This window comes from Mesorhizobium sp. M0998 (genome assembly GCF_040318885.1).
Classification (GTDB): domain Bacteria; phylum Pseudomonadota; class Alphaproteobacteria; order Rhizobiales; family Rhizobiaceae; genus Mesorhizobium.
The window spans coordinates 174,831-194,952 of record NZ_JAMYND010000008.1 but is presented as its reverse complement, the minus strand read 5'-3'; the positions used below and the strand labels follow the sequence as shown (position 1 = coordinate 194,952).

Here is a 20,122-nt window from a genome sequence, read left to right as displayed (position 1 = left end):
CCACAGACAGGATTCCATGAAATTGGCTGAAGACATCGAACAAGCGGTATCGCGCCGCCGCACTTTCGCGATCATTGCCCACCCCGACGCCGGCAAGACGACGCTCACCGAAAAACTGCTTTTGTTCGGCGGCGCCATCCAGCTTGCCGGCGAGGTCAAGGCCAAGAAGGACCGCATCCAGACCCGCTCGGACTGGATGAAGATCGAACGCGAGCGCGGCATTTCGGTGGTCACCTCGGTGATGACCTTCGAATACGAGGACACCGTCTTCAACCTGCTCGACACGCCCGGCCACGAGGATTTCGCCGACGACACCTATCGCACGCTGTCGGCGGTCGACAGCGCGGTCATGGTCATCGACGCCGCCAAGGGCATCGAGCCGCGCACGCTGAAACTGTTCGAGGTCTGCCGGCTGCGCGACATCCCGATCATCACCTTCGTCAACAAAATGGACCGCGAAAGCCGAGACCCATTCGACATCCTCGACGAGATCGAGCAGAAGCTGGCACTGGATACAGCGCCGATCACCTGGCCGATCGGCCGCGGCAAGACCTTTTCCGGGACCTACCATCTGGCGCTGAACGCGGTGCGCAAGGGCGACGCCGAAAAGGAGCGCACGCCGGTCAATGGACCCGATTCCAACCGCGTCGCCGGCCTGTTGCCGGAGAACGAGCGCGAGGCCTTCATCGAGGAGCTGGAGCTGGCGCGCGCGGCCTGTCGCCCGCTCGACCTCGATGCCTTCCGCGAGGGCCATCTGACCCCGGTCTATTTCGGCTCGGCGCTGCGCAATTACGGCGTGCGCGACCTGATCGAGGCGCTCGGCGCCTACGGGCCGCCGCCGCGCGCGCAGGAGGCCGACAGCCGCAAGGTCGAGGCGACCGAGGACAAGATGACCTCCTTCGTCTTCAAGATCCAGGCCAATATGGACCCCAATCACCGCGACCGCATCGCTTTCGTGCGCGTCTGCTCCGGCAAGCTCGAGCGCGGCATGAAGGCCAAGCTGGTGCGCACGGGGAAACCGATGAGCCTGTCGGCACCGCAATTCTTCTTCGCCCGCACCCGCGTCACGGCCGACGAGGCGTTCGCCGGCGATGTCGTCGGCATCCCCAACCACGGCACGCTGCGCATCGGCGACACGCTGACCGAGGGCGAGGAGATCCTGTTTCGCGGCGTGCCGAATTTCGCGCCTGAAATCCTGCGCCGCGTTCGCCTCGGCGATGCCATGAAAGCCAAGAAGCTCAAGGAAGCGCTGCACCAGATGGCCGAGGAAGGCGTCGTGCAATTGTTCTCGCCGGAGGACGGCTCGCCAGCCATCGTCGGCGTCGTCGGCGCCCTGCAGCTCGACGTCTTGAAGGAGCGGCTAAACTTCGAATACACACTGCCGGTCGATTTCGAAATGTCGCGCTTTTCCGTCTGCCGCTGGATATCGGCCGACGACAGGGCCGAGCTCCAGCGCTTCATCGAGGCGCATCGCGGCGACATTGCCCGCGACCTCGACAACGATCCGGTGTTCCTCGCCCAGCACGCCTTCTCGCTCAACTACGAGGCCGAGCGCTGGAAGGCGATCCGCTTCACCGCGGTCAAGGATTATCAGGTCCGCGACAGGGCGGCTTGAGCTGTTGGTTTTCCCTTCTCCCCTTGTGGGAGAAGGTGTCGCCGAAGGCGACGGATGAGGGGTGTTCCAGAAAACACCAACGTCTCATTCCGTCCCACACCCCTCAACCGTCTCGGCGCTTCGCGCCGATCCACCTTCTCCCACAGGGGGAGAAGGCAAGATCGCGTTCCATTCACCCCTTGGCTGCCTCTTCGATCTTGGCGATGTCGATCTTGCTCATCTGCATCATCGCCTGCATCACGCGGCCAGCCTTTTCCGTGTCGGGGTCCAGCAGCAGCCTGGGCAGCTGTTCGGGAACGACCTGCCAGGAGAGGCCGAATCTGTCCTTCAGCCAGCTGCACTGGCTGGGCTGGCCACCGCCCGCGATGAGCCTGTCCCAGAAATAGTCGACCTCTTCCTGCGTCTTGCAGTCGATGGAGAGCGAGACTGCCTGGGTGAACTTGAATTGCGGGCCGCCGTTGAGCGCCTGGAACTGAACGCCGTCGAGCTCGAATGAGACCATCAGCACCTTGCCCTCATTATCGCCGCTGCCCTTGGGCCAGCGCATCACGCTCAGCACCTTCGAATTCTTGAAGATGGAGATGTAATGGTTCATGGCCTCCTCGGCCTGGTCGTCGAACCACAGGCAGGGGGTGATCTTTTGCATTCGCTTGCTCCTCGGGCTGGTTTTGGCTTGTTTCGCTCGCAAACGGCCGGCTGGCAATTGATGCCCGGTCCGCCGTCTGCTCAAGGACGCTCGAGCAAACCACGATCCGACAGCGCTTCTGACTTTTTTACGGCCTGGACCGGCTGCGTCTTTGGCTGGCCGCTCGTTCCGCACCCTGGCGCAGCGCAAAATTGTGGCCAGACCAGAGTGTGCCGTCTATAAGGCCTGCGGCTCAATTCCGGTTTTCCGCACCTTTGGGCGCGACGCAGACAGCAAGGACAGTTCAATGCCCGCCTACCGTTCCCGCACCACCACCCATGGCCGCAACATGGCCGGCGCCCGCGGCCTGTGGCGCGCTACCGGCATGAAGGATTCGGATTTCGGCAAGCCGATCATTGCCGTGGTCAATTCCTTCACCCAATTCGTGCCGGGCCATGTCCATTTGAAGGATCTCGGCCAGCTGGTTGCCCGCGAGATCGAAAAAGCCGGCGGCGTCGCCAAGGAGTTCAACACCATTGCCGTCGATGACGGCATCGCCATGGGCCATGACGGCATGCTCTATTCGCTGCCGTCGCGCGAATTGATCGCCGACTCGGTCGAATACATGGTCAACGCGCACTGCGCCGACGCGATGGTCTGCATCTCGAATTGCGACAAGATCACGCCCGGCATGCTGATGGCGTCGCTGCGCCTCAACATCCCGACCGTCTTCGTCTCCGGCGGGCCGATGGAGGCCGGCAAGGTGGTGCTCGCCGGCAAGACCCAGGCGCTTGACCTGGTCGACGCCATGGTCGCAGCCGCCGACGACAAGGTGTCCGACGAGGACGTCAGGATCATCGAGCGCTCGGCCTGTCCGACCTGTGGCTCCTGCTCCGGCATGTTCACCGCCAATTCGATGAACTGCCTGACCGAGGCGCTCGGCCTCTCGCTGCCCGGCAACGGCTCGACGTTGGCCACGCACGCCGACCGCAAGCGGCTGTTTGTCGAGGCCGGTCATCTGATCGTCGATCTCGCCCAGCGCTATTACGAGCAGGACGATGACACCGCGCTGCCGCGCAGCATCGCCTCGAAGGGCGCCTTCGAGAATGCCATGACGCTCGACATCGCCATGGGCGGCTCGACCAACACGGTCCTGCACATCCTCGCCGCGGCACATGAGGGCGAGGTCGACTTCACCATGGAGGACATCGACCGGCTGTCGCGGCGGGTGCCGGTGCTGTGCAAGGTGGCTCCGGCCAAGGCTGACGTCCACATGGAGGATGTCCATCGCGCCGGCGGCATCATGGCCATCCTCGGCCAGTTGGATAGCGCCGGGCTGATCAACCGCGACCTGCCGACGGTGCACACCGCAAGCCTCGGCGAAGCGCTCGATCATTGGGACATTTCGCGCACCACCAGCCAGAATGTCCGGGATTTCTTCCTGGCGGCACCCGGCGGCGTGCCGACGCAAGTCGCGTTCAGCCAGGACCGCCGCTGGGACGATCTCGATCTCGACCGCGAGAAGGGCGTCATCCGCTCGGCCGAACATCCTTTCTCCAGGGATGGCGGCCTTGCCGTGCTGAAAGGCAATCTGGCAATCGATGGCTGCATCGTGAAGACGGCGGGCGTCGATGAATCGATCCTGAAATTCACCGGTCCGGCAAGAGTGTTCGAAAGCCAGGACGCCAGCGTCAAGGCGATCCTGTCGAACGAGATCAAGGCCGGCGATGTCGTCGTCATCCGCTATGAAGGGCCACGCGGCGGACCCGGCATGCAGGAAATGCTCTACCCGACCAGCTATTTGAAGTCGAAAGGTCTCGGCAAAGCCTGCGCACTGATCACCGACGGTCGTTTTTCCGGCGGCACCTCCGGCCTGTCGATCGGCCATGTCTCGCCGGAAGCCGCGGAAGGCGGTCTGATCGGGCTGGTCAGGGAAGGCGACACGATCGAGATCGATATCCCCAACCGCACCATCAGGCTTGCTGTCGACGACGCCGAACTCATCGCCCGTCGCGCCGCGATGGAGGCCAGGGGAACGGCTGCCTGGAAGCCCGAAGAAAAGCGCAAGCGCAAGGTGACGACAGCCTTGCGCGCCTATGCGGCGATGGCGACAAGTGCCGCCAAGGGGGCGGTGCGGTACGTGCCGGAATAGAGGCTTTCCTTCTCCCTTTGTGGGAGAAGGTGGATTGGCGCGCAACGCCAAGACGGTTGAGGGGTGCTGGACGGAGTGCCGCCGGCGCCAAGCTGGAACACCCCTCATCTGGCCGCTTCGCGGCCACCTTCTTCCACAAGGGAAGAAGGGAAGGGCCGCGCCTGAAGGTTCCGCCTTGCGGCAGCACGCTGCATGGAAAGAAACGGCTTTTTTGAACGAGGTGGCGCTAGATGGATTTTGACCTTGTGGTGCGCGGCGGGATGCTGCCCGACGGCAGGATCGCGGATATCGGCATCGTCGGCGAAACGATCGCAGCGATAGAGCCCGAGCTGAACGTCAGCGCCGGCACGGCGATCGATGCCCATGGCAATCTGGTCTCGCCGCCCTTCGTCGATCCGCATTTCCATATGGACGCCACGCTTTCGCTCGGCATTCCGCGCATCAATGTCTCGGGCACGCTGCTCGAAGGCATCTCGCTTTGGGGCGAGTTGAAGCCGCTTCTGACCCATGAAGCGGTGCGCGACCGTGCGCTCGCCTATTGCGACTGGGCGGTGTCGATGGGCCTGCTCGCCATCCGCACCCATGTCGATGTTTGCGACGACCGCCTGCTGGCGGTCGAAGCGCTGCTCGACGTGAAGAAGACGGTTGGCCCCTATATCGACCTGCAGCTGGTCGCCTTCCCGCAGGACGGGTTTTACCGCTCGCCGACGGCGCGCGACAACACCATCCGGGCGCTCGACATAGGCGTCGATGTCGTCGGCGGCATTCCGCATTTCGAGCGCACAATGGCCGACGGCACGCGCTCCGTCACCGAGCTCTGCGAAATCGCGGCGAAGCGCGGCCTGATGGTCGACTTGCATTGCGACGAGACCGACGATCCGCTGTCGCGCCACGTCGAGCAGCTTGCCTATGAGACGCAGCGGCTCGGGTTGCAGGGCAGAGTGGCCGGCTCGCACCTGACATCGATGCATTCGATGGATAATTACTACGTTTCGAAGCTATTGCCGCTGATTGCCGAGGCCGGCGTTTCGGCGATCCCCAATCCGCTGATCAACATCATGCTGCAGGGCCGCCACGACACCTTTCCCCAGCGCCGCGGACTGACGCGGGTCAAGGAGATGCTGGCGCAAGGCATCCGCGTCGGCTGGGGCCAGGATTGCGTGCTCGACCCCTGGTATTCGCTGGGCACCGCAGACATGCTCGACGTCGCCTTCATGGGCCTGCATGTCGCGCAGATGTCGAGCCCGGCCGAGATGGCGCGCTGCTTCGATATGGTCACCAACGTCAATGCCGCCATCATGGGCCTCGACCACCTTGGCCTGGCGGTCGGCAAGCGCGCCAGCCTGGTCGTTCTCGATGCCGGCAACCCAGTCGAGGCGCTGCGGCTGCGCCCAGAGCGTCTCTGCGTCATCGCCAGGGGCAAGGTGGTGGCCGAGCGCAGCCGGCAGGACACGCGGCTTTCGATCGCTGGAAGGCCGGGCACGGTGAACCGGCGCCACGCTTAAAGCGCGTCGCGTTTGAACGGACCCACGCGACGCGCTTTAAGGTCTTGTTTTTAAGCGTGTCGTTATCGCAAAACCGCTGCACACTTTTGCGCGACATGCATTAGTCCAGCCGATTTCCGGCGCTGGTCTTACCGAATTCTCGATTTTCGCCTCGTCATGGCCGCAGCTTGCGACTACGACGCGGGTCACCGTACCCCACGGCGAGGAACCGGTAACGGATGGTGCAGCCCGCAGCCCAGTACTCAACGATCATGAACGTGCTGCTGGCCGGCGTCCTGCTGATGCTCGCCGGCGACTTCCTGTTTGCGCTGAACGACGCGATGGGCAAGTGGCTGGTCGCCAGTTTTTCCGTCGGCCAGGTCGTGCTGATCCGCTCGATCGGCGCGTTTTTCATACTCGGGCCGATGATTGCACATCAGGGTGCGGCCAAGCTGTTTCGCATGGAGCGGCCGGAGCTGCAGCTGCTTCGCGTGGTGATGACGACGCTCGACACGGCGCTGTTCTACGCGGCGGTCGTCTATCTGCCGCTCGCCGATGTGATGAGTTTTTACATGGCCGGGCCGATCTATGTCGCGGCGCTGTCGCACTTCCTGCTCGGCGAAAGGGTCGGCTGGCGCCGCTGGGCGGCTATCCTGGTCGGTTTCTGCGGCGTGCTGATCATGCTGAAGCCGTCCTCGGCCGCGTTCTCGCTGTCGTCGATGTTCGCGCTCGCCGGCAGCATTTCCTTTGCCTTCGCCATCATCCTCAATCGGCGGCTGCGCGGCACCAGCGACACCTCGCTGGTCACCTGGCAAACCATCGGCACGCTGCTGGTCGGCGCTGCGTTGACCCTCGGCAGCTGGAAGACGCCGTCCTCGCTCGATTTCGGCGCCATGCTGCTTCTCGGCATCGTCTCCTGCGGCGCGCATCTGATGATAACCAGGGCGTTGAAGCTGGCGCCGGCCTCGACCTTGGCGCCGCTGCATTACAGCCTGCTGTTGTGGGCAGTGGTCTTCGGCCTCGCCTTCTTCGGCGATGTGCCTGGGCCGCGCATCCTGATCGGCTCGGCCATCGTCGTGCTGGCCGGCCTGTTCATCTTCCACCGCCAGAAGGTGGTCGACACGGTACCGCCCGAAAACGTGCCAAAGGGCGTGAATTAACCCCGGCGCGCTGCCGCGAGATGCCGCGAAAATTCCGGCATCTCCATCAGTGCCTTGCAGCGCGCAAACCGGCCGTCGGCATAGGCGCGAAAGTCGTCGGCCGGATTTTTGTTGGCAAGCTGGATCAAGCCCCAGAGCGTCCACAACAGGTCGCACATCGCCTTGTAGATGACGATGCGGCCGCGCTCCGCCGGTCTCGGCTCGCCGCCGAAATAGGCGCGCATCATTTCTTCATCCTGGGCCTCGTCGAATTGCCCTTCGACCGAGAGGTCGCCGAGATCCCAGAGCGGATCGTTCATGCCGGAATATTCCCAGTCGACGATCCACATCCTGTCGCCCGTATCGAGAAAGTTTTCGCAGAGCGGGTCGCAGTGGCAGGCGACGATCGGCAGAGGTTGAGCCGCAAGTGCTGAGCGCACTGCCTCCGCCTCGCGGACCACATCGTGGTAGCCGGCAGGCAGGGCGACGTCCTTGGTTGACAGCACTTTCAGATAATCGTCGATCATCGCAAACAGCTCGAAGCGGGAGGGGAACACCGCGCCGGATGTGTGCAGTTTGCGAAAGGCCTTGCCGGCGCGTGCCGGGCTGCCCGGCCGAGTCTTGAACTTTCCCGGTGACATCGTCTCGGCACCGGCAACGAAGCGGGTCACCAACACGCCGGTCTCGGCATCGACATGCAGCACATCGGGACTGACGCCGGCCTTCGCCGCTTCCCGCGCCGCCACTGCCTCGTTGGCACGGTTGATGTATTCCTCGGTACCCTTGCCGGGGATACGCAGGCAGAAATCCTTACCGCTGAAGACGAGGTTGGTGAGACCGCCGAGCCGTTCCAGAGGGCCGTCATAGCCGGCCAGCATCGGAATGGCCGCAAGTGCGGCGCGCGCCCGGTCGTCCGCCATGGATTTCGCTCCTTTCCCCGTATTATTGGGACGACGACGGTTCCACAGTTTTCGCCGTTTGGCTATGATCGCGTTGCGGATCGATACCAGGCGACGGAAAGCGATGACGGACAGCAAACATCAGAGCGCGCTCGCCGCAGCCTATGCGGCGAAGCGGCCGGAAGACGTCGCGGCTCTTTACGACAGGTGGGCAGGCACCTATGACGCCGACATGTCGGCGGCTGGCTATCGCCATCCCACCATCTGCCTTGCCTTGCTGGCCCGCCATCTGGCGCGCGGCGCCGCTCCTCTGCTCGATGCCGGCGCCGGCACCGGGCTCATCGGCGAATGGCTTGCCATTACCGGTTATCCGCAGGTCGAGGCGCTCGACATCTCGGAAGGCATGCTGGCGCAAGCCGCGCGCAAGGGCGTCTATTCAGCGCTGCACTGCCTGGCGCTTGGCGGACCGCTGCCCTTCGTGGACGACGCCTATGCCGGGATCATCTCAGCCGGCGTCTTCACGTCCGGCCATGTCGGGGCCGAGGGTCTGGACGAGTTGATCCGCATCTGCCGGCCGGGCGGGGTGATCGTGCTGACAGTGAAGAACACGCTGTGGGATGCCGGGTTTGCCGCGCGGATCGCCGAGCTCGAGGCGCAAGGCACCGTCACGCGCGCCGAAGAGACGCCGCCCTATGTTTCGATGCCAGGCGAGGCCGATACCGTGCCGAGCCGGGGGCTGGTGCTCATCGTGAACTGAGGCTGAAACCGGAAGGCTCTACGCCTTCACCTTTGCTCCTGCCGGATCGTAAAGCGGCTCGAGGTGTATCTTAGCCGGCGTCCGTTCCATTGCCACCACCAGCTCGTAGTTGCCGGAAGTGAGGAAATCATCGTTGACGCCATCGGCATTGCGCACATAGCCGTAGCCGATGTTCTTGCCGATGGTGTAGCCATAGCCGCCGCTGGTGAGATAACCGACCGCCTCGCCGTTGCGCAGGATGGTCTCGCGCCCGAGCAGCACGACGTCCGGATCATCGACAGTGAAGCCGGCAAAGCGTTTCCCGAGCGTCGAGCCATCGAGCTTTTCAAGCGCCCGCCGGCCGAGGAAATCGGTATTCTTCCTGAGCTTCACCGCCCAGCCGAGGCCGGCCTCCTGCGGCGTGTCGTTGGGTGTAATGTCGGCGCCCCAGGCGCGGTAGCCCTTTTCCAGCCGCAGCGATTCCAGCGCCCGATAGCCGACCGGGCGAATGTCGTGGACAGCGCCCGCCGTCATCAGCGCGTCGAAAACCTCGCCCGTCGCCGCGATCGGCGCATGCAGTTCCCAGCCGAGTTCGCCGACATAGGTGACGCGCAGTGACCGGACGGCGTGACCGGCAATGGCGATCTCGCGAACATGGCCGAATGGAAAGGCGGCATTCGAGACGTCGGCATCGGTCACCGCTGACAGCACGTCACGGGCGCGCGGCCCCATCAGCGACAATGTGCCGAAATCCTCCGTGACGTCGGTCAGCGTCACGTCGAACTCCCTGCCGATATGATCGGCAATCCAGGAGAAATCATGCGTGCGGAAACCGGTGCCGGTGACGATGTAGAATTTTTCCTCACCGAGCCTCGCCACGGTCAAATCGGCCTCGATGCCGCCGCGCGTGTTGAGAAGCTGCGTGTAGGTCAGCCGGCCGACCGGCTTGGCGACGTCGTTGGCGCAGATCCAGTCCAGCGCCTTCAGCGCGTCGGCTCCGGTCATTTCGTATTTGGCGAAAGACGACTGGTCGAAAATTCCGATCTTTTCGCGCACGTGGCGGTGCTCGTCGCCAACCGCCGGGAACCAGTTCTGCCGGCCCATCGAATAGACGTCCTTCGGCTCGATGCCTTCCGGCGCGAACCAGTTCGGCCGCTCCCAGCCAAGTTTCGAGCCGAACACGGCGCGATGTTTTTGCAGCCGCTCGTACAAAGGCGAGACGATGCGCGGCCGGCCGCTGACATATTCCTCATGCGGGAAGCCGATCGTGTAGTGCTTGCCATAGGCTTCCAGCGTGCGGTCGCGGACCCATTGCCGGTCGCGGTGGAGATCGGAGAAGCGGCGGATGTCGACCACCCACAGATCGAGCGGCGCCTCGCCGTCGACGACCCATTGCGCCAGCACCCAGCCGGCGCCGCCGCCGGACGCGATGCCGAAGGCATTGAAGCCGGCGCCGACGAACATATTGGCGCATTCCGGCGCCACACCGAGGATGAAATTGCCATCCGGCGTAAAGCTCTCCGGCCCGTTGATCATCTGCTTGACGCCGGCATTGGCGAGCGCCGGGACACGCTCGATCGCCTGGCTCATATGCTGCTCGAAATGATCGTAATCATCGTCGAACAGCCGGAACTCCCAATCGTCCGGCACATCGCCGCCCGGCAGACCGGTCGTCCACGCCTGCGGGTTCGGCTCGTAGCCGCCCATCACCAACCCGCCGACCTCCTCCTTGAAATAGGTGCGGCGATCGGGGTCGCGAATTGTCGGCGCGTCGGTCGGCAGGCCATCAATCTTTTCGGTGATGATGTACTGGTGCTTCACCGGCTGCAGCGGCACGTTTATCCCGGCGAGCGCACCCACCTGCCGCGCCCATTGCCCGGCGCAGTTCACCACCTTGTCGCAGGCGATATCGCCTTTGCTGGTCTTTACCGCGGTGATGCGGCCGTCTCTCATTTCGAAGCCGGTGACTCGCACCTCCTCGAACAATTTTGCGCCATGCATGCGCGCACCCTTGGCCAGCGACTGGGTGATGTCGGAAGGGCTTGCCTGACCGTCGGTCGGCAGCCAGGACGCGCCGACGAGGTCGCCGGTTTCCAGCAGCGGCCACATTTCCTTGACCTCGGCCGGCGACAGCAGATGCATGTCCATGCCGAAGCTCTTAGCCGTCGTTGCCAGCCGCTTATACTCGATCCAGCGGTCGCCATTGGTGGCGAGGCGCAGGCAGCCAGTCATCTTCCAGCCGGTGGCGAGGCCGGTTTCGGCTTCCAGCCCCTTGTAGAGATCGACCGAATATTTGAGCACGCGCGTGATCGACGCCGACGAGCGTAGCTGCCCGACCAGCCCGGCAGCATGCCAGGTCGAACCCGAGGTCAGTTTGCCCTGTTCGAGCAGCACGATTTCGGCCTTGTGGTCGCGCGCCAGATGATAGGCCGTCGAACAGCCGATGATGCCACCGCCGATGACGACGATCGCGGCCTGGGCGGGCAAGGTCATGTCCGCGTCCCGTATTTTGTCCTGTAGTTTTCCAGGGCGGCTTCGAGCCGCGCCAGGTTTTCGTCGGCGTAGGCGGCGTAGTCGACACCGGGCGCGTCGAGGTAAAGCTCGGAAACCATGCCCCACATCGCCTCACGCAGCAGCGACGCGCATTGCATGGCGGCGTGCGAGCGCCGTATCGCCGGGTCCGGCTCCTTCATGAAATAGGCGGTGAGGAAGGCGAAGGACTCCTCGTCGCTCATGCCTGCATTCGACGCCGCGCCGGCAAGGTCGAACATCGCGGTGTTGAAGCCTGCATATTCGAAATCGATGAGCCACAGCCTGTGACCGTCGTCGATTATGTTAGCCGGCAAGAGGTCATTATGGCCGAAGACGATCGGCAGCAGCTTTTGCGCGCGCTCGAGCTCGTCCGCCAGCGTCAGCAGGCGCGGCAGTTCGCCCAGCTTGCGGCTGCGGCCTTCCTCCAGCGTGCGCGCATAGTCGCGAATGACATGGAATACCCAGAACATGAAGCCGGCGCCGGAGACATGACCGGGCATCTCCCGGTGGAAACCGCGCAGCAACGCGGCAACGCGGCCGAGATCGGCGCGCACGTCCTGCGCGACATAGGCCTTGGCGCCGAGATACTCCGTCACCATGACGCCGGGTCCAGTGTAGTGGACGGCCGGAGCGAAGCCTGCCGCGTGCGCTGCCCGCGCCGTCATCATCTCGCGCTCGCGAAAGACATGGTGGAACGGATAGTCCTGGCCGAGCCGCACGACGTGCCGCCCGGCCGCGTCCTTGACCAGATAATTGGCATTGCTCAGCCCGCCCGGAAGCGGCGCGATGTCGATGCTGCCGGTCCAGCAAGGCAGCGCACGGATGCGGTCTTCGACAGTCACGATCTCGTCCAACATTGGGTCAATTTTCCACGCATGTCACGGCTGGCCAGCGATGACAATCGGACGGAGGAATGGAGGCATCGCGAAGATCTCGTCGGTGCAGATCTAGGGATCGGTATCCCGCACCGCACCGACGAGCCCCTTTGTGCCGGGTTCTTCGACGCCGGCATCCGCCCCCGCGGATCCTGAATTTCGGTACCCTTGCACCCGACGATCTCCCGGGCGTTCGGGCAAGCGATTTTTCGTGCGGCTCAGCCGTCGTCCTCCGTTCCGAGCCTGTCACAGCGATAATGTCGCGCCACGCTGGAGGCGTTGTCAACGCGAATTTGTGGCATTTTCTGGTTTTTTGCCCGAATTTTGCTAAATTCCTTGGAGTTAGTGGCATTTATGTCGTAGAAGCGGTCAGCGGTGCAACAATCCGACCGGATGGAACCGATGGTCCACTCGAAGCGGCATGGCGAAATCCTGCGCCTCCTCAAGGAGGAAGGCACGGTGACCATTGCGAGCCTGGCCGACCGGCTGGGCGTCTCGCTGGAGACAGTACGCCGCGACGTCAAGCCACTGACCAGCGACGGTTCCATCCTCAAGATGCACGGCGCCGTCGGCCTGCCGTCGATTGCCGGCGAAGCGCCGTTCGAGCGGCGCATGCGCGAGAACGCCGATGCCAAGCGGGCAATAGCGCGCATGGTCGCCGCCACCATCCGCGACGGCGAATCGATCATGCTCGACACCGGCACCACCACCTCTTTCCTGGCCCGGGAACTGCTCGGCCACCGGCGGCTGACGGTCGTCACCAACTCCTCCGACATCGCCCGCACACTGGCCACCGTCAACGGCAATAAGGTCTACATGGCCGGCGGCGAGCTGCGCAGCGATTCCGGTGCTGCCTTCGGCGTCTCGGCCATCGAATTCGTCAGCCGCTTTTCCGTCAGCCATGCAGTGATATCGACCGGTGCGGTCGATGCCATAACCGGCGTCATGGACTATGATCTGGAAGAGGCCGAATTCGCCCGCATGGTGCTGTCGCGCGGCCAGCGTTCGCTTATCGTCACCGACCATAGCAAATTCGGCCGCCAGGGCCTTGTTCAGGTCTGCGGCTTCGGCGGCTTTTCCGAACTCGCGACCGACCGTCCGCCGCCGCACGACATCGGCGCCGCCCTCGCCCAGGCCGGCGCACGGCTCAGCATTGCCGATGGCGGAAGCGAGGGCTGAGCTCTATCGTGAGCTCTGTCGGGAGATCTGCTCCAGCACCCACTTCCCAGCGCCGCGTCTGCCGTGTTTAGTCCGGCCATGGCTTTCACCATCCGCCAATTGCAGTTCTTCATCGCCGTCGCCGAGCAGGGCACGGTGTCGGGCGCCGCCCAGAACCTGTCGATCTCGCAATCGTCGGTCACCGAGGCGATCAAGGAGCTGGAGCACGATCTCGGCGTCGAGCTGTTCGAGCGCCACCCGCGCGGCTTGAACATCACCCACAAAGGCCACCAGTTCCTGCGCCATGCGAGAAAGATCCTGGCCGACGTTTCCGATGCGCGCCGCGCCTTCTTCGGCGAACAGGCCGCGGCAAGCGGGCGGCTGCAACTTGGCGTCACCTCGCTGGTCGCCGGCTATGTGCTTTCCGATCTTCTTGCCCGCTACCGCCGCGCCTATCCGGGTGTCGAGGTCTCGGCGATCGAGGACAATGGCGACTATCTCGAGCATCTGTTAATTGGCGGCAAGCTCGACATTGCCGTCATGGTCACCTCGAACCTGCGCGACCGCACGGCACTGCAGTCCGAAATCCTCGAAGTCTCGGCCTACCGGCTGTGGCTGCCGCTCGGCCACCCCTTGGCCGGTGCCGACATCATCGGCATCGGCGACATCGCCTCGGAACCGCTGATCATGCTGACCGTCGACGAGATCGAGGAGAATACCGGAAAGCTGCTGACGGCAATCGGCGCCAAGCCGCATGTCGCCTTCCGCACCCGCTCGGTCGAAGCGGTGCGCAGCCTCGTCGCTACCGGCGCCGGCGTGGCGCTGCTGCCCGACCTCGTCTACCGGCCATGGTCGCTGGAAGGCGACCGCATCGAATCGCGCGATATTTCGGGATCGTTGCCGGTCGTCCAGGTCGGCATGGTCTGGCGGCGCGGCTCCGGTCTGCCGCAGGCGGCGCGCGACTTCATCGGACTTGCCCAGTCGCAGCGCATGGTGCGCCAACGGCCCGAGAAGATTGGCCGCTGACGTATCGGAAAAATCGATATCGGCTTTCTGATAAATGAATTTGCGAAACCGGAAATTTCGCAGCACTTTTCGGTCAGGGAACAAAGCTGCCGTTAGAGCGCGACGTGCGTCCAATTGGACGCACATAGTACGCTCTAAGACTTTTAGTTTTCGCATCGGGCCTTCCGAAAATCGATTTCCGATTTTCGGGCCGATGCGAGGAGCACGGCCCTTCAGGGCCGCGCATCCAACGTTTTTGAACGGGCGCATGACCTTCTTCCGAAACCCGAAACCGGTTTCGAGGTCATGCAAAAATGGGAGATCGACGATGAATTCATTGCTGAAATCATGCACTGCCTTGACGGTCGCGCTGAGCTTCTCCGGCCAGGCCATCGCCCAGGTCAAGGAGCTCGGCAAAGGCGAAGGCGAGGTCAATATCGTCGCCTGGCCGGGCTATATCGAGCGCGGCGAAACCGACAAGGCCTATGATTGGGTCACTTCGTTCGAGAAGGAAACCGGCTGCAAGGTCAACGTCAAGACCGCCAACACCTCCGATGAGATGGTCTCGCTGATGAACGAGGGCGGCTTCGATCTCGTCACCGCCTCGGGCGACGCTTCGCTGCGCCTTGTCGCCGGCAAGCGCGTCCAGCCGATCAACACCGACCTCATACCGAGCTGGAAGACGGTCGACAACCGGCTGAAGGATGCGCCCTGGTTCACCGTCGGCGGAGTCCATTACGGCGTCCCCTATCAGTGGGGGCCGAACGTGCTGATGTACAACACCGAAGTGTTCAAGGAGGCGCCGAAGAGCTGGAACGTGGTCTTCGAGGAAATGAAGCTTCCCGACGGCAAGTCGAACAAGGGCCGCGTCCAGGCCTATGACGGGCCGATCCACATCGCCGACGCCGCCAATTACCTGATGGCTCACAAGCCGGAGCTCGGCATCAAGGATCCGTACGAACTGACCGAGGATCAGTACAAGGCGGCGCTCGACCTGCTGCGGGTCCAGCGTACGCTGGTCGGACGCTATTGGCACGACGCCGCCATCCAGGTCGACGATTTCCAGAACGAAGGCGTCGTCGCCTCCGGTTCCTGGCCCTATCAGGTCAACACGCTGATCGCGGCCAAGAAGCCGGTCGCCTCGACTATCCCCGAGGAGGGCGTCACCGGCTGGGCCGATACCACGATGATGGAGGCCGATGCTGCCCACCCGAACTGCGCCTACATGTGGATGGAGCATTCGCTGTCGCCAAAAGTGCAGGGCGACGTCTCCGCCTGGTTCGGCTCGCTGCCGGTGGTGCCCGCCGCCTGCAAGGGCAACGAACTGCTCGGGGAGGAAGGCTGCAAGACCAACGGCTACGACAATTTCGACAAGATCAAGTTCTGGAAGACACCGGTCTCGAAATGCGCCACCCAGAACGACCAGTGCGTGCCCTATTACCGCTGGGTGTCGGACTATATCGGCGTCATCGGCGGGCGGTGAGTTCGCCTCACCTACGAAGCTCGGCGCTGCCCCTCACCCTTACCCTCTCCCGGTGAAGAACCGGGGGGTCGCCAGCGTTGCAGCGCCTCCCTTCTCCCCGTCCACTATACGAGGAGAAGGTGCCGACAGGCGGATAAGAGGCAGCGCTATCGCCTGAAATTTGATGAGCCTGACAGATCAGGACAGCCCCATGACCTCCGCCGTTTCCTTCCAAAACGTCTCTCGCCATTTCGGCAGCGTGCGTGCCGTTGACGCGGTCGATCTCGACATCGTGCCGGGCGAGTTCTTTGCCATGCTCGGGCCTTCCGGCTCGGGCAAGACGACGTGCCTGCGCCTCATCGCCGGTTTCGAGCAGCCGACGGCGGGCTCGATCTCGATCTTCGGCGAACGCGCCGAGGGCGTGCCGCCCTATCGCCGCAACGTCAACACAGTGTTCCAGGATTATGCGCTGTTCCCGCATTTCAACGTGCTCGACAACGTCGCCTATGGGCTGATGGTCAAGGGCGTCGGCAGACCGGAGCGGCAACAGGCGGCGGAAGAAGCGCTGGCGCTGGTGCGGCTTCCCGGCTACGGCGCCCGTCGCCCTGGCCAGCTTTCCGGCGGCCAGCGCCAGCGCGTCGCGCTCGCCCGTGCGCTGGTCAACCAGCCCAAGGTGCTGTTGCTCGACGAGCCGCTCGGCGCCCTCGACCTCAAGCTTCGCGAAAACATGCAGGAGGAGTTGAAATCGCTGCAGAAGGCGCTCGGCATCACCTTCGTGTTCGTCACCCACGACCAGGGCGAAGCGCTGTCGATGGCCGACCGCGTGGCCGTCTTCAATGACGGCAAGATCATGCAGGTCGGCACGCCGGAAGACATCTACCAGCGCCCCAAGACCCGCTTCGTCGCCGATTTCGTCGGCTCGTCCAACGTGCTGCCGCCGGATTTCGTCCAGCGCTATGCCGGCCAGTATCGCTGGGGCAGCCTGCGGCCCGAATCCATCCGTATTGGCCGGGCCAACGGCGAAGGGGTTGCCGCCCGCCTGGTCTCGACCAACTATCTCGGCGCCACGACAAGACTGGCGCTCGATGCAGAGGGCTTGCGACTGCATGCCATCGTGCCGGCGGGTGCTGTGCTGCCGGGGGAAGGCGAGGCGGTGGTGCTCACCTTCAAGCGCGAGCATTTGCATTTGATGGACGAGCTCGGATGAGCCTCGACACCGTCATGCCGCGCGCCACGCCGCCCGCCTGCCGGCCGCGACGCGGCGGCCTGCGTGGCGCGGTGTCGGATATTTTTTGGCGACAGCCGAAGCTGCTGTTGCTCCTCATGCTGCTGCCGCCGGTTTTGTGGCTCGGCATCGTCTATATCGGCTCGCTCTTCGCATTGCTTTTGCAGAGCTTCTTTTCGATCGACGAGTTCTCCGGCCTGATCAACCGGCAATTCACGCTGAAGACCTATGGCGACCTGCTGCAGGCCGCCAATCTCGACATTATCCTGCGCACGGTGACAATGGCGGCGCTGGTGACGCTGGCGGCGGCGGTCATCGCCTTTCCCATCGCCTATTATGCGGCACGCTATGCGCGCGGCCGTTGGAAGGCGCTGTTTTATCTCGGCGTCATGCTGCCGCTGTGGTCGAGCTACCTGGTCAAGATCTATGCCTGGAAGCTGATTCTCGCCAAGGAAGGCATCCTGACCTGGCTGCTGGCCAAATTGCATCTTCTGTGGCTGCTTGATGCCTGGCTGTCGCTGCCGGTCGTCGGCGGCAACTCGCTGTCGGTCTCCTCAACCGGTACCTTCATCGTCTTCGTCTATGTCTGGCTGCCGTTCATGATCCTGCCGGTGCAGGCCGCACTCGAGCGCGTGCCGGGCAATTTGGTCGAGGCTTCGTCCGATCTCGGCGCCTCGCCCGGGCAGACCTTCGGCAACGTGCTGTTCCCGCTGGCGCTGCCCGGCATCGTCGCCGGCTCGATCTTCACCTTCTCGCTGACGCTCGGCGACTACATCATCCCACAGATCATCGGCACCTCGCGGCTGTTCATCGGCCAGGCCGTCTATTCGCAGCAAGGCACCGCCGGCAATATCCCGCTCGCCGCCGCCTTCACCGTGGTGCCCATCGTCATCATGGGCTTCTACCTCTGGGGCGCCAAGCGCATGGGGGCTTTCGATGCGCTCTGACCGTGGCCCATCCGCGCCGATCGGCCTGAAGCTCGCTGCCACCGGCGGCCTGCTTTTCCTGCATTTGCCGATCCTGCTGATCTTCGTCTATGCCTTCACCACCGAGGAGAAGAGCTTCGTCTGGCCGCCGCCGGGCCTGACCACGCAATGGTTCGCCGTCACCTGGAACCGCCCCGACGTCTGGCAGGCGCTGTCATTGTCTGTGCGGGTCGCGGCGATCTCGACTACCATCGCGCTGGTCCTGGGCACGCTGTGCGCCGCTGCCGTGTCCCGCACAAAATTCTTCGGCCGCGAAACCATCTCGCTGCTGGTCATCCTGCCGATCGCGCTGCCCGGCATCATCACCGGCATCGCGCTGCGCTCGGCCTTCGCGCTGGCCGAAATCCCGTTCTCGTTCTGGACGATCGTGCTCGGCCACGCCACTTTCTGCGTGGTCGTCGTCTACAACAATGCGGTCGCCCGCTTCCGCCGCACGTCCGGCTCGATGATCGAGGCGTCGATGGATCTCGGCGCCGATGGTTTCCAGACCTTTCGGCATGTCGTGCTGCCCAACATCGCAACCGCGCTGCTGGCCGGCGGCATGCTTGCCTTTGCGCTGTCCTTCGACGAGGTCATCGTCACCACCTTCACCGCCGGCCAGCAGCAGACGGTGCCGATCTGGATGCTCGAAGAATTGATCCGTCCGCGCCAGCGTCCGGTCACCAATGTCGTGGCGATGGTGGTAGTGCTGGTGACGCTGCTCCCCATCCTCGCTGCCTATTACCTGACCCGCGACGGCGACCAGATCGCCGGTTCGGGCAAATGATCTCGTTCACAAGGGAGAGACTTCCATGGACACGCAGATGCTGATCGGCTCGAAATTCGAAAAAGGCACCGAGACCGAGGAGCCGATCCTCAACCCGAAGACCGGGGCGACCATCCTCAATCTGCCGGAGGCCAGCCCAGCGCAGATCGAGGCGGCCGTGCTTGCTGCCGAAAAAGCCTTCGTCACCTGGTCCCGCACAACACCGGCGCAGCGCGCCGGCTATCTCCTGAAGATCGCCGATCGCATCGAGGCTGCTGCACAGGATTTCGCGGCGCTCGAGGCGCTGAACTGCGGCAAGCCGATCAATGCCGTGCTCAATGACGAAATCCCGGCGATCGTCGACTGCTACCGTTTCTTTGCCGGCGCGGTCCGCTCGATGCCCGGCCAGGTCGCCGGCGAATACATTCCCGGCCACACCTCGATGGTCCGCCGCGACGCCATCGGCGTTGTCGCGTCGATCGCGCCGTGGAACTATCCGCTGATGATGATGGCCTGGAAGCTGGCGCCGGCGATTGCCGGCGGCAACACCGTCGTCTTCAAGCCGTCGGAACAGACGCCGCTGACCGCGCTGAAGCTGGCGAAAATCCTTGCCGAGATCCTGCCGGAAGGCGTCGTCAACGTCGTGCTCGGTCGCGGCGACAGCGTCGGCAACACGCTGATCAACCACCCGAAGGTCAACATGATCTCGATCACCGGCGACGTCGCCACCGGCAAGAAGGTGCTGCAGGCTGCCGCCAAATCGGTCAAGCGCACGCATCTCGAGCTCGGCGGCAAGGCGCCGGTCATCGTCTTCGACGACGCCGATCTCGGCGCGGTGGTCAACGGCCTGCGCGCCTTCGGCTATTACAATGCCGGCCAGGACTGCACCGCGGCCTGCCGCATCTACGCCGGCAAGAAGATCTACGACAAGCTCGTCGCCGACCTCTCCACTGCGGTCTCGACCATCAAGTATGATCGCCCCGACGATACCGAGAACGAGATCGGCCCGCTGATCTCGCGTCGCCAGCGTGACCGCGTCTCGAGCTTCGTCGAGCGCGCCTCTGAGCTCAAGCACATCGAGATCACCACGGGCGGCAAGCCGGGCGAGGGCTCCGGCTTCTTCTACCAGCCGACCGTCGTCGCCGGCGCGCTGCAGGAGGACGAGATCGTGCGCCGCGAAGTGTTCGGTCCGGTGGTCTCGGTCACCCGCTTTTCCGAAGTTGACGAAGCGGTGAACTGGGCCAATGATTCTGACTACGGCCTGGCGTCGTCGGTGTGGACCAAGGATGTTTCGCGGGCCATGGCGACGGCCGCCCGGCTGCAATATGGCTGCACCTGGATCAACACCCATTTCATGCTGACCAATGAGATGCCGCATGGCGGGTTGAAACAATCCGGCTACGGCAAGGACATGTCGCTCTACGCGCTGGAGGACTATACCGCCGTCCGCCACGTCATGGTCGCGCACGGGTAGCGCGACACGG

At 63.8% G+C, this 20,122-nt stretch carries 16 protein-coding genes; 12 read left to right on the top strand and 4 right to left on the bottom strand.

All coding sequences use genetic code 11. The annotated features are described in order from the left end of the window. Positions 1-22 precede the first annotated feature (22 nt). Complete coding sequence (locus NKH59_RS10585) at positions 23-1,615, top strand: peptide chain release factor 3 (protein ID WP_023676361.1); 1,593 nt, start codon at positions 23-25, stop codon at positions 1,613-1,615. A 172-nt stretch (positions 1,616-1,787) separates the two neighbouring features. Here the strand turns inward: NKH59_RS10585 and NKH59_RS10580 are convergent, their stop codons facing one another. Next, complete coding sequence (locus NKH59_RS10580) at positions 1,788-2,261, bottom strand: VOC family protein (RefSeq protein ID WP_352743080.1); 474 nt, start codon at positions 2,259-2,261, stop codon at positions 1,788-1,790. Positions 2,262-2,547: 286 nt separating this feature from the next. On the opposite strand from NKH59_RS10580, the gene ilvD reads away from it, so the two are divergent. The 3 genes from ilvD to NKH59_RS10565 all read left to right on the top strand — a co-directional run bounded on the left by ilvD (position 2,548) and on the right by NKH59_RS10565 (position 7,036). Then, positions 2,548-4,392, top strand: a complete 1,845-nt coding sequence (gene ilvD, locus NKH59_RS10575; RefSeq protein WP_352614564.1) for a dihydroxy-acid dehydratase — start codon at positions 2,548-2,550, stop codon at positions 4,390-4,392. A gap of 230 nt (positions 4,393-4,622) precedes the next feature. After that, on the top strand, positions 4,623-5,897 hold the full coding sequence (locus NKH59_RS10570; RefSeq protein WP_352898960.1) for an amidohydrolase family protein: 1,275 nt from the start codon (positions 4,623-4,625) through the stop codon (positions 5,895-5,897). 218 nt (positions 5,898-6,115) lie between these two features. After that, positions 6,116-7,036 (top strand): DMT family transporter, encoded by a 921-nt coding sequence (locus tag NKH59_RS10565; RefSeq protein WP_353021729.1) that lies wholly within the window; start codon positions 6,116-6,118, stop codon positions 7,034-7,036. Here NKH59_RS10565 and NKH59_RS10560 read toward each other — a convergent pair. Then, complete coding sequence (locus NKH59_RS10560; RefSeq protein WP_353021727.1) at positions 7,033-7,935, bottom strand: phosphotransferase; 903 nt, start codon at positions 7,933-7,935, stop codon at positions 7,033-7,035. The two genes, NKH59_RS10565 and NKH59_RS10560, sit on opposite strands and share 4 nt — an antisense overlap. 103 nt (positions 7,936-8,038) lie before the next feature. On the opposite strand from NKH59_RS10560, the gene NKH59_RS10555 reads away from it, so the two are divergent. Beyond that, positions 8,039-8,671, top strand: coding sequence for a class I SAM-dependent DNA methyltransferase (locus tag NKH59_RS10555; protein ID WP_352540424.1), 633 nt, complete (start codon positions 8,039-8,041; stop codon positions 8,669-8,671). 18 nt (positions 8,672-8,689) lie between these two features. Here NKH59_RS10555 and NKH59_RS10550 read toward each other — a convergent pair whose 3' ends face one another. Both NKH59_RS10550 and NKH59_RS10545 read right to left on the bottom strand, forming a co-directional pair. Continuing rightward, on the bottom strand, positions 8,690-11,143 hold the full coding sequence (locus NKH59_RS10550) for a GcvT family protein (RefSeq protein ID WP_353021725.1): 2,454 nt from the start codon (positions 11,141-11,143) through the stop codon (positions 8,690-8,692). Continuing rightward, positions 11,140-12,024 (bottom strand): phosphotransferase family protein, encoded by an 885-nt coding sequence (locus NKH59_RS10545; protein ID WP_023676353.1) that lies wholly within the window; start codon positions 12,022-12,024, stop codon positions 11,140-11,142. The genes NKH59_RS10550 and NKH59_RS10545 overlap by 4 nt, the downstream gene beginning before the upstream one ends. Before the next feature lie 435 nt (positions 12,025-12,459). Between NKH59_RS10545 and NKH59_RS10540 the strand changes: the two genes are divergently transcribed. The 7 genes from NKH59_RS10540 to NKH59_RS10510 all read left to right on the top strand — a co-directional run bounded on the left by NKH59_RS10540 (position 12,460) and on the right by NKH59_RS10510 (position 20,112). Then, the gene (locus NKH59_RS10540) at positions 12,460-13,236 is read left to right on the top strand and encodes a DeoR/GlpR family DNA-binding transcription regulator (protein WP_353021722.1); all 777 of its coding nucleotides are present in this window, start codon (positions 12,460-12,462) and stop codon (positions 13,234-13,236) included. A 78-nt stretch (positions 13,237-13,314) separates the two neighbouring features. After that, the gene (locus NKH59_RS10535; protein WP_023676350.1) at positions 13,315-14,241 is read left to right on the top strand and encodes a LysR family transcriptional regulator; all 927 of its coding nucleotides are present in this window, start codon (positions 13,315-13,317) and stop codon (positions 14,239-14,241) included. 307 nt (positions 14,242-14,548) lie between these two features. Next, a complete protein-coding gene (locus NKH59_RS10530) occupies positions 14,549-15,703 on the top strand; it encodes an ABC transporter substrate-binding protein (RefSeq protein WP_352540421.1) in 1,155 nt (384 codons plus the stop codon). A gap of 190 nt (positions 15,704-15,893) precedes the next feature. Then, positions 15,894-16,889 carry an ABC transporter ATP-binding protein gene (locus NKH59_RS10525; protein ID WP_352995448.1) on the top strand — a complete coding sequence of 332 codons (996 nt, stop codon included), beginning with the start codon at positions 15,894-15,896 and terminating at the stop codon, positions 16,887-16,889. A gap of 14 nt (positions 16,890-16,903) precedes the next feature. After that, on the top strand, positions 16,904-17,854 hold the full coding sequence (locus NKH59_RS10520) for an ABC transporter permease (protein WP_353021757.1): 951 nt from the start codon (positions 16,904-16,906) through the stop codon (positions 17,852-17,854). Further along, a complete protein-coding gene (locus tag NKH59_RS10515; RefSeq protein WP_352469946.1) occupies positions 17,844-18,659 on the top strand; it encodes an ABC transporter permease in 816 nt (271 codons plus the stop codon). Before NKH59_RS10520 ends, NKH59_RS10515 begins: the two co-directional genes overlap by 11 nt. A gap of 25 nt (positions 18,660-18,684) precedes the next feature. After that, positions 18,685-20,112 (top strand): gamma-aminobutyraldehyde dehydrogenase, encoded by a 1,428-nt coding sequence (locus NKH59_RS10510; protein WP_352969941.1) that lies wholly within the window; start codon positions 18,685-18,687, stop codon positions 20,110-20,112. The last annotated feature ends 10 nt before the right edge of the window (positions 20,113-20,122 follow it).

Coding starts and splice junctions, on each gene's coding strand:
- NKH59_RS10565 (WP_353021729.1), top strand. CDS start 6,116: ATGGTGCAGCCCGCAGCCCAGTACTCAACGATCATGAACGTGCTGCTG.
- NKH59_RS10570 (WP_352898960.1), top strand. CDS start 4,623: ATGGATTTTGACCTTGTGGTGCGCGGCGGGATGCTGCCCGACGGCAGG.
- NKH59_RS10580 (WP_352743080.1), bottom strand. CDS start 2,261: ATGCAAAAGATCACCCCCTGCCTGTGGTTCGACGACCAGGCCGAGGAG.
- NKH59_RS10515 (WP_352469946.1), top strand. CDS start 17,844: ATGCGCTCTGACCGTGGCCCATCCGCGCCGATCGGCCTGAAGCTCGCT.
- NKH59_RS10510 (WP_352969941.1), top strand. CDS start 18,685: ATGGACACGCAGATGCTGATCGGCTCGAAATTCGAAAAAGGCACCGAG.
- NKH59_RS10555 (WP_352540424.1), top strand. CDS start 8,039: ATGACGGACAGCAAACATCAGAGCGCGCTCGCCGCAGCCTATGCGGCG.
- ilvD (WP_352614564.1), top strand. CDS start 2,548: ATGCCCGCCTACCGTTCCCGCACCACCACCCATGGCCGCAACATGGCC.
- NKH59_RS10520 (WP_353021757.1), top strand. CDS start 16,904: ATGCCGCGCGCCACGCCGCCCGCCTGCCGGCCGCGACGCGGCGGCCTG.
- NKH59_RS10560 (WP_353021727.1), bottom strand. CDS start 7,935: ATGGCGGACGACCGGGCGCGCGCCGCACTTGCGGCCATTCCGATGCTG.
- NKH59_RS10530 (WP_352540421.1), top strand. CDS start 14,549: ATGAATTCATTGCTGAAATCATGCACTGCCTTGACGGTCGCGCTGAGC.
- NKH59_RS10535 (WP_023676350.1), top strand. CDS start 13,315: ATGGCTTTCACCATCCGCCAATTGCAGTTCTTCATCGCCGTCGCCGAG.
- NKH59_RS10540 (WP_353021722.1), top strand. CDS start 12,460: ATGGTCCACTCGAAGCGGCATGGCGAAATCCTGCGCCTCCTCAAGGAG.
- NKH59_RS10525 (WP_352995448.1), top strand. CDS start 15,894: ATGACCTCCGCCGTTTCCTTCCAAAACGTCTCTCGCCATTTCGGCAGC.
- NKH59_RS10550 (WP_353021725.1), bottom strand. CDS start 11,143: ATGACCTTGCCCGCCCAGGCCGCGATCGTCGTCATCGGCGGTGGCATC.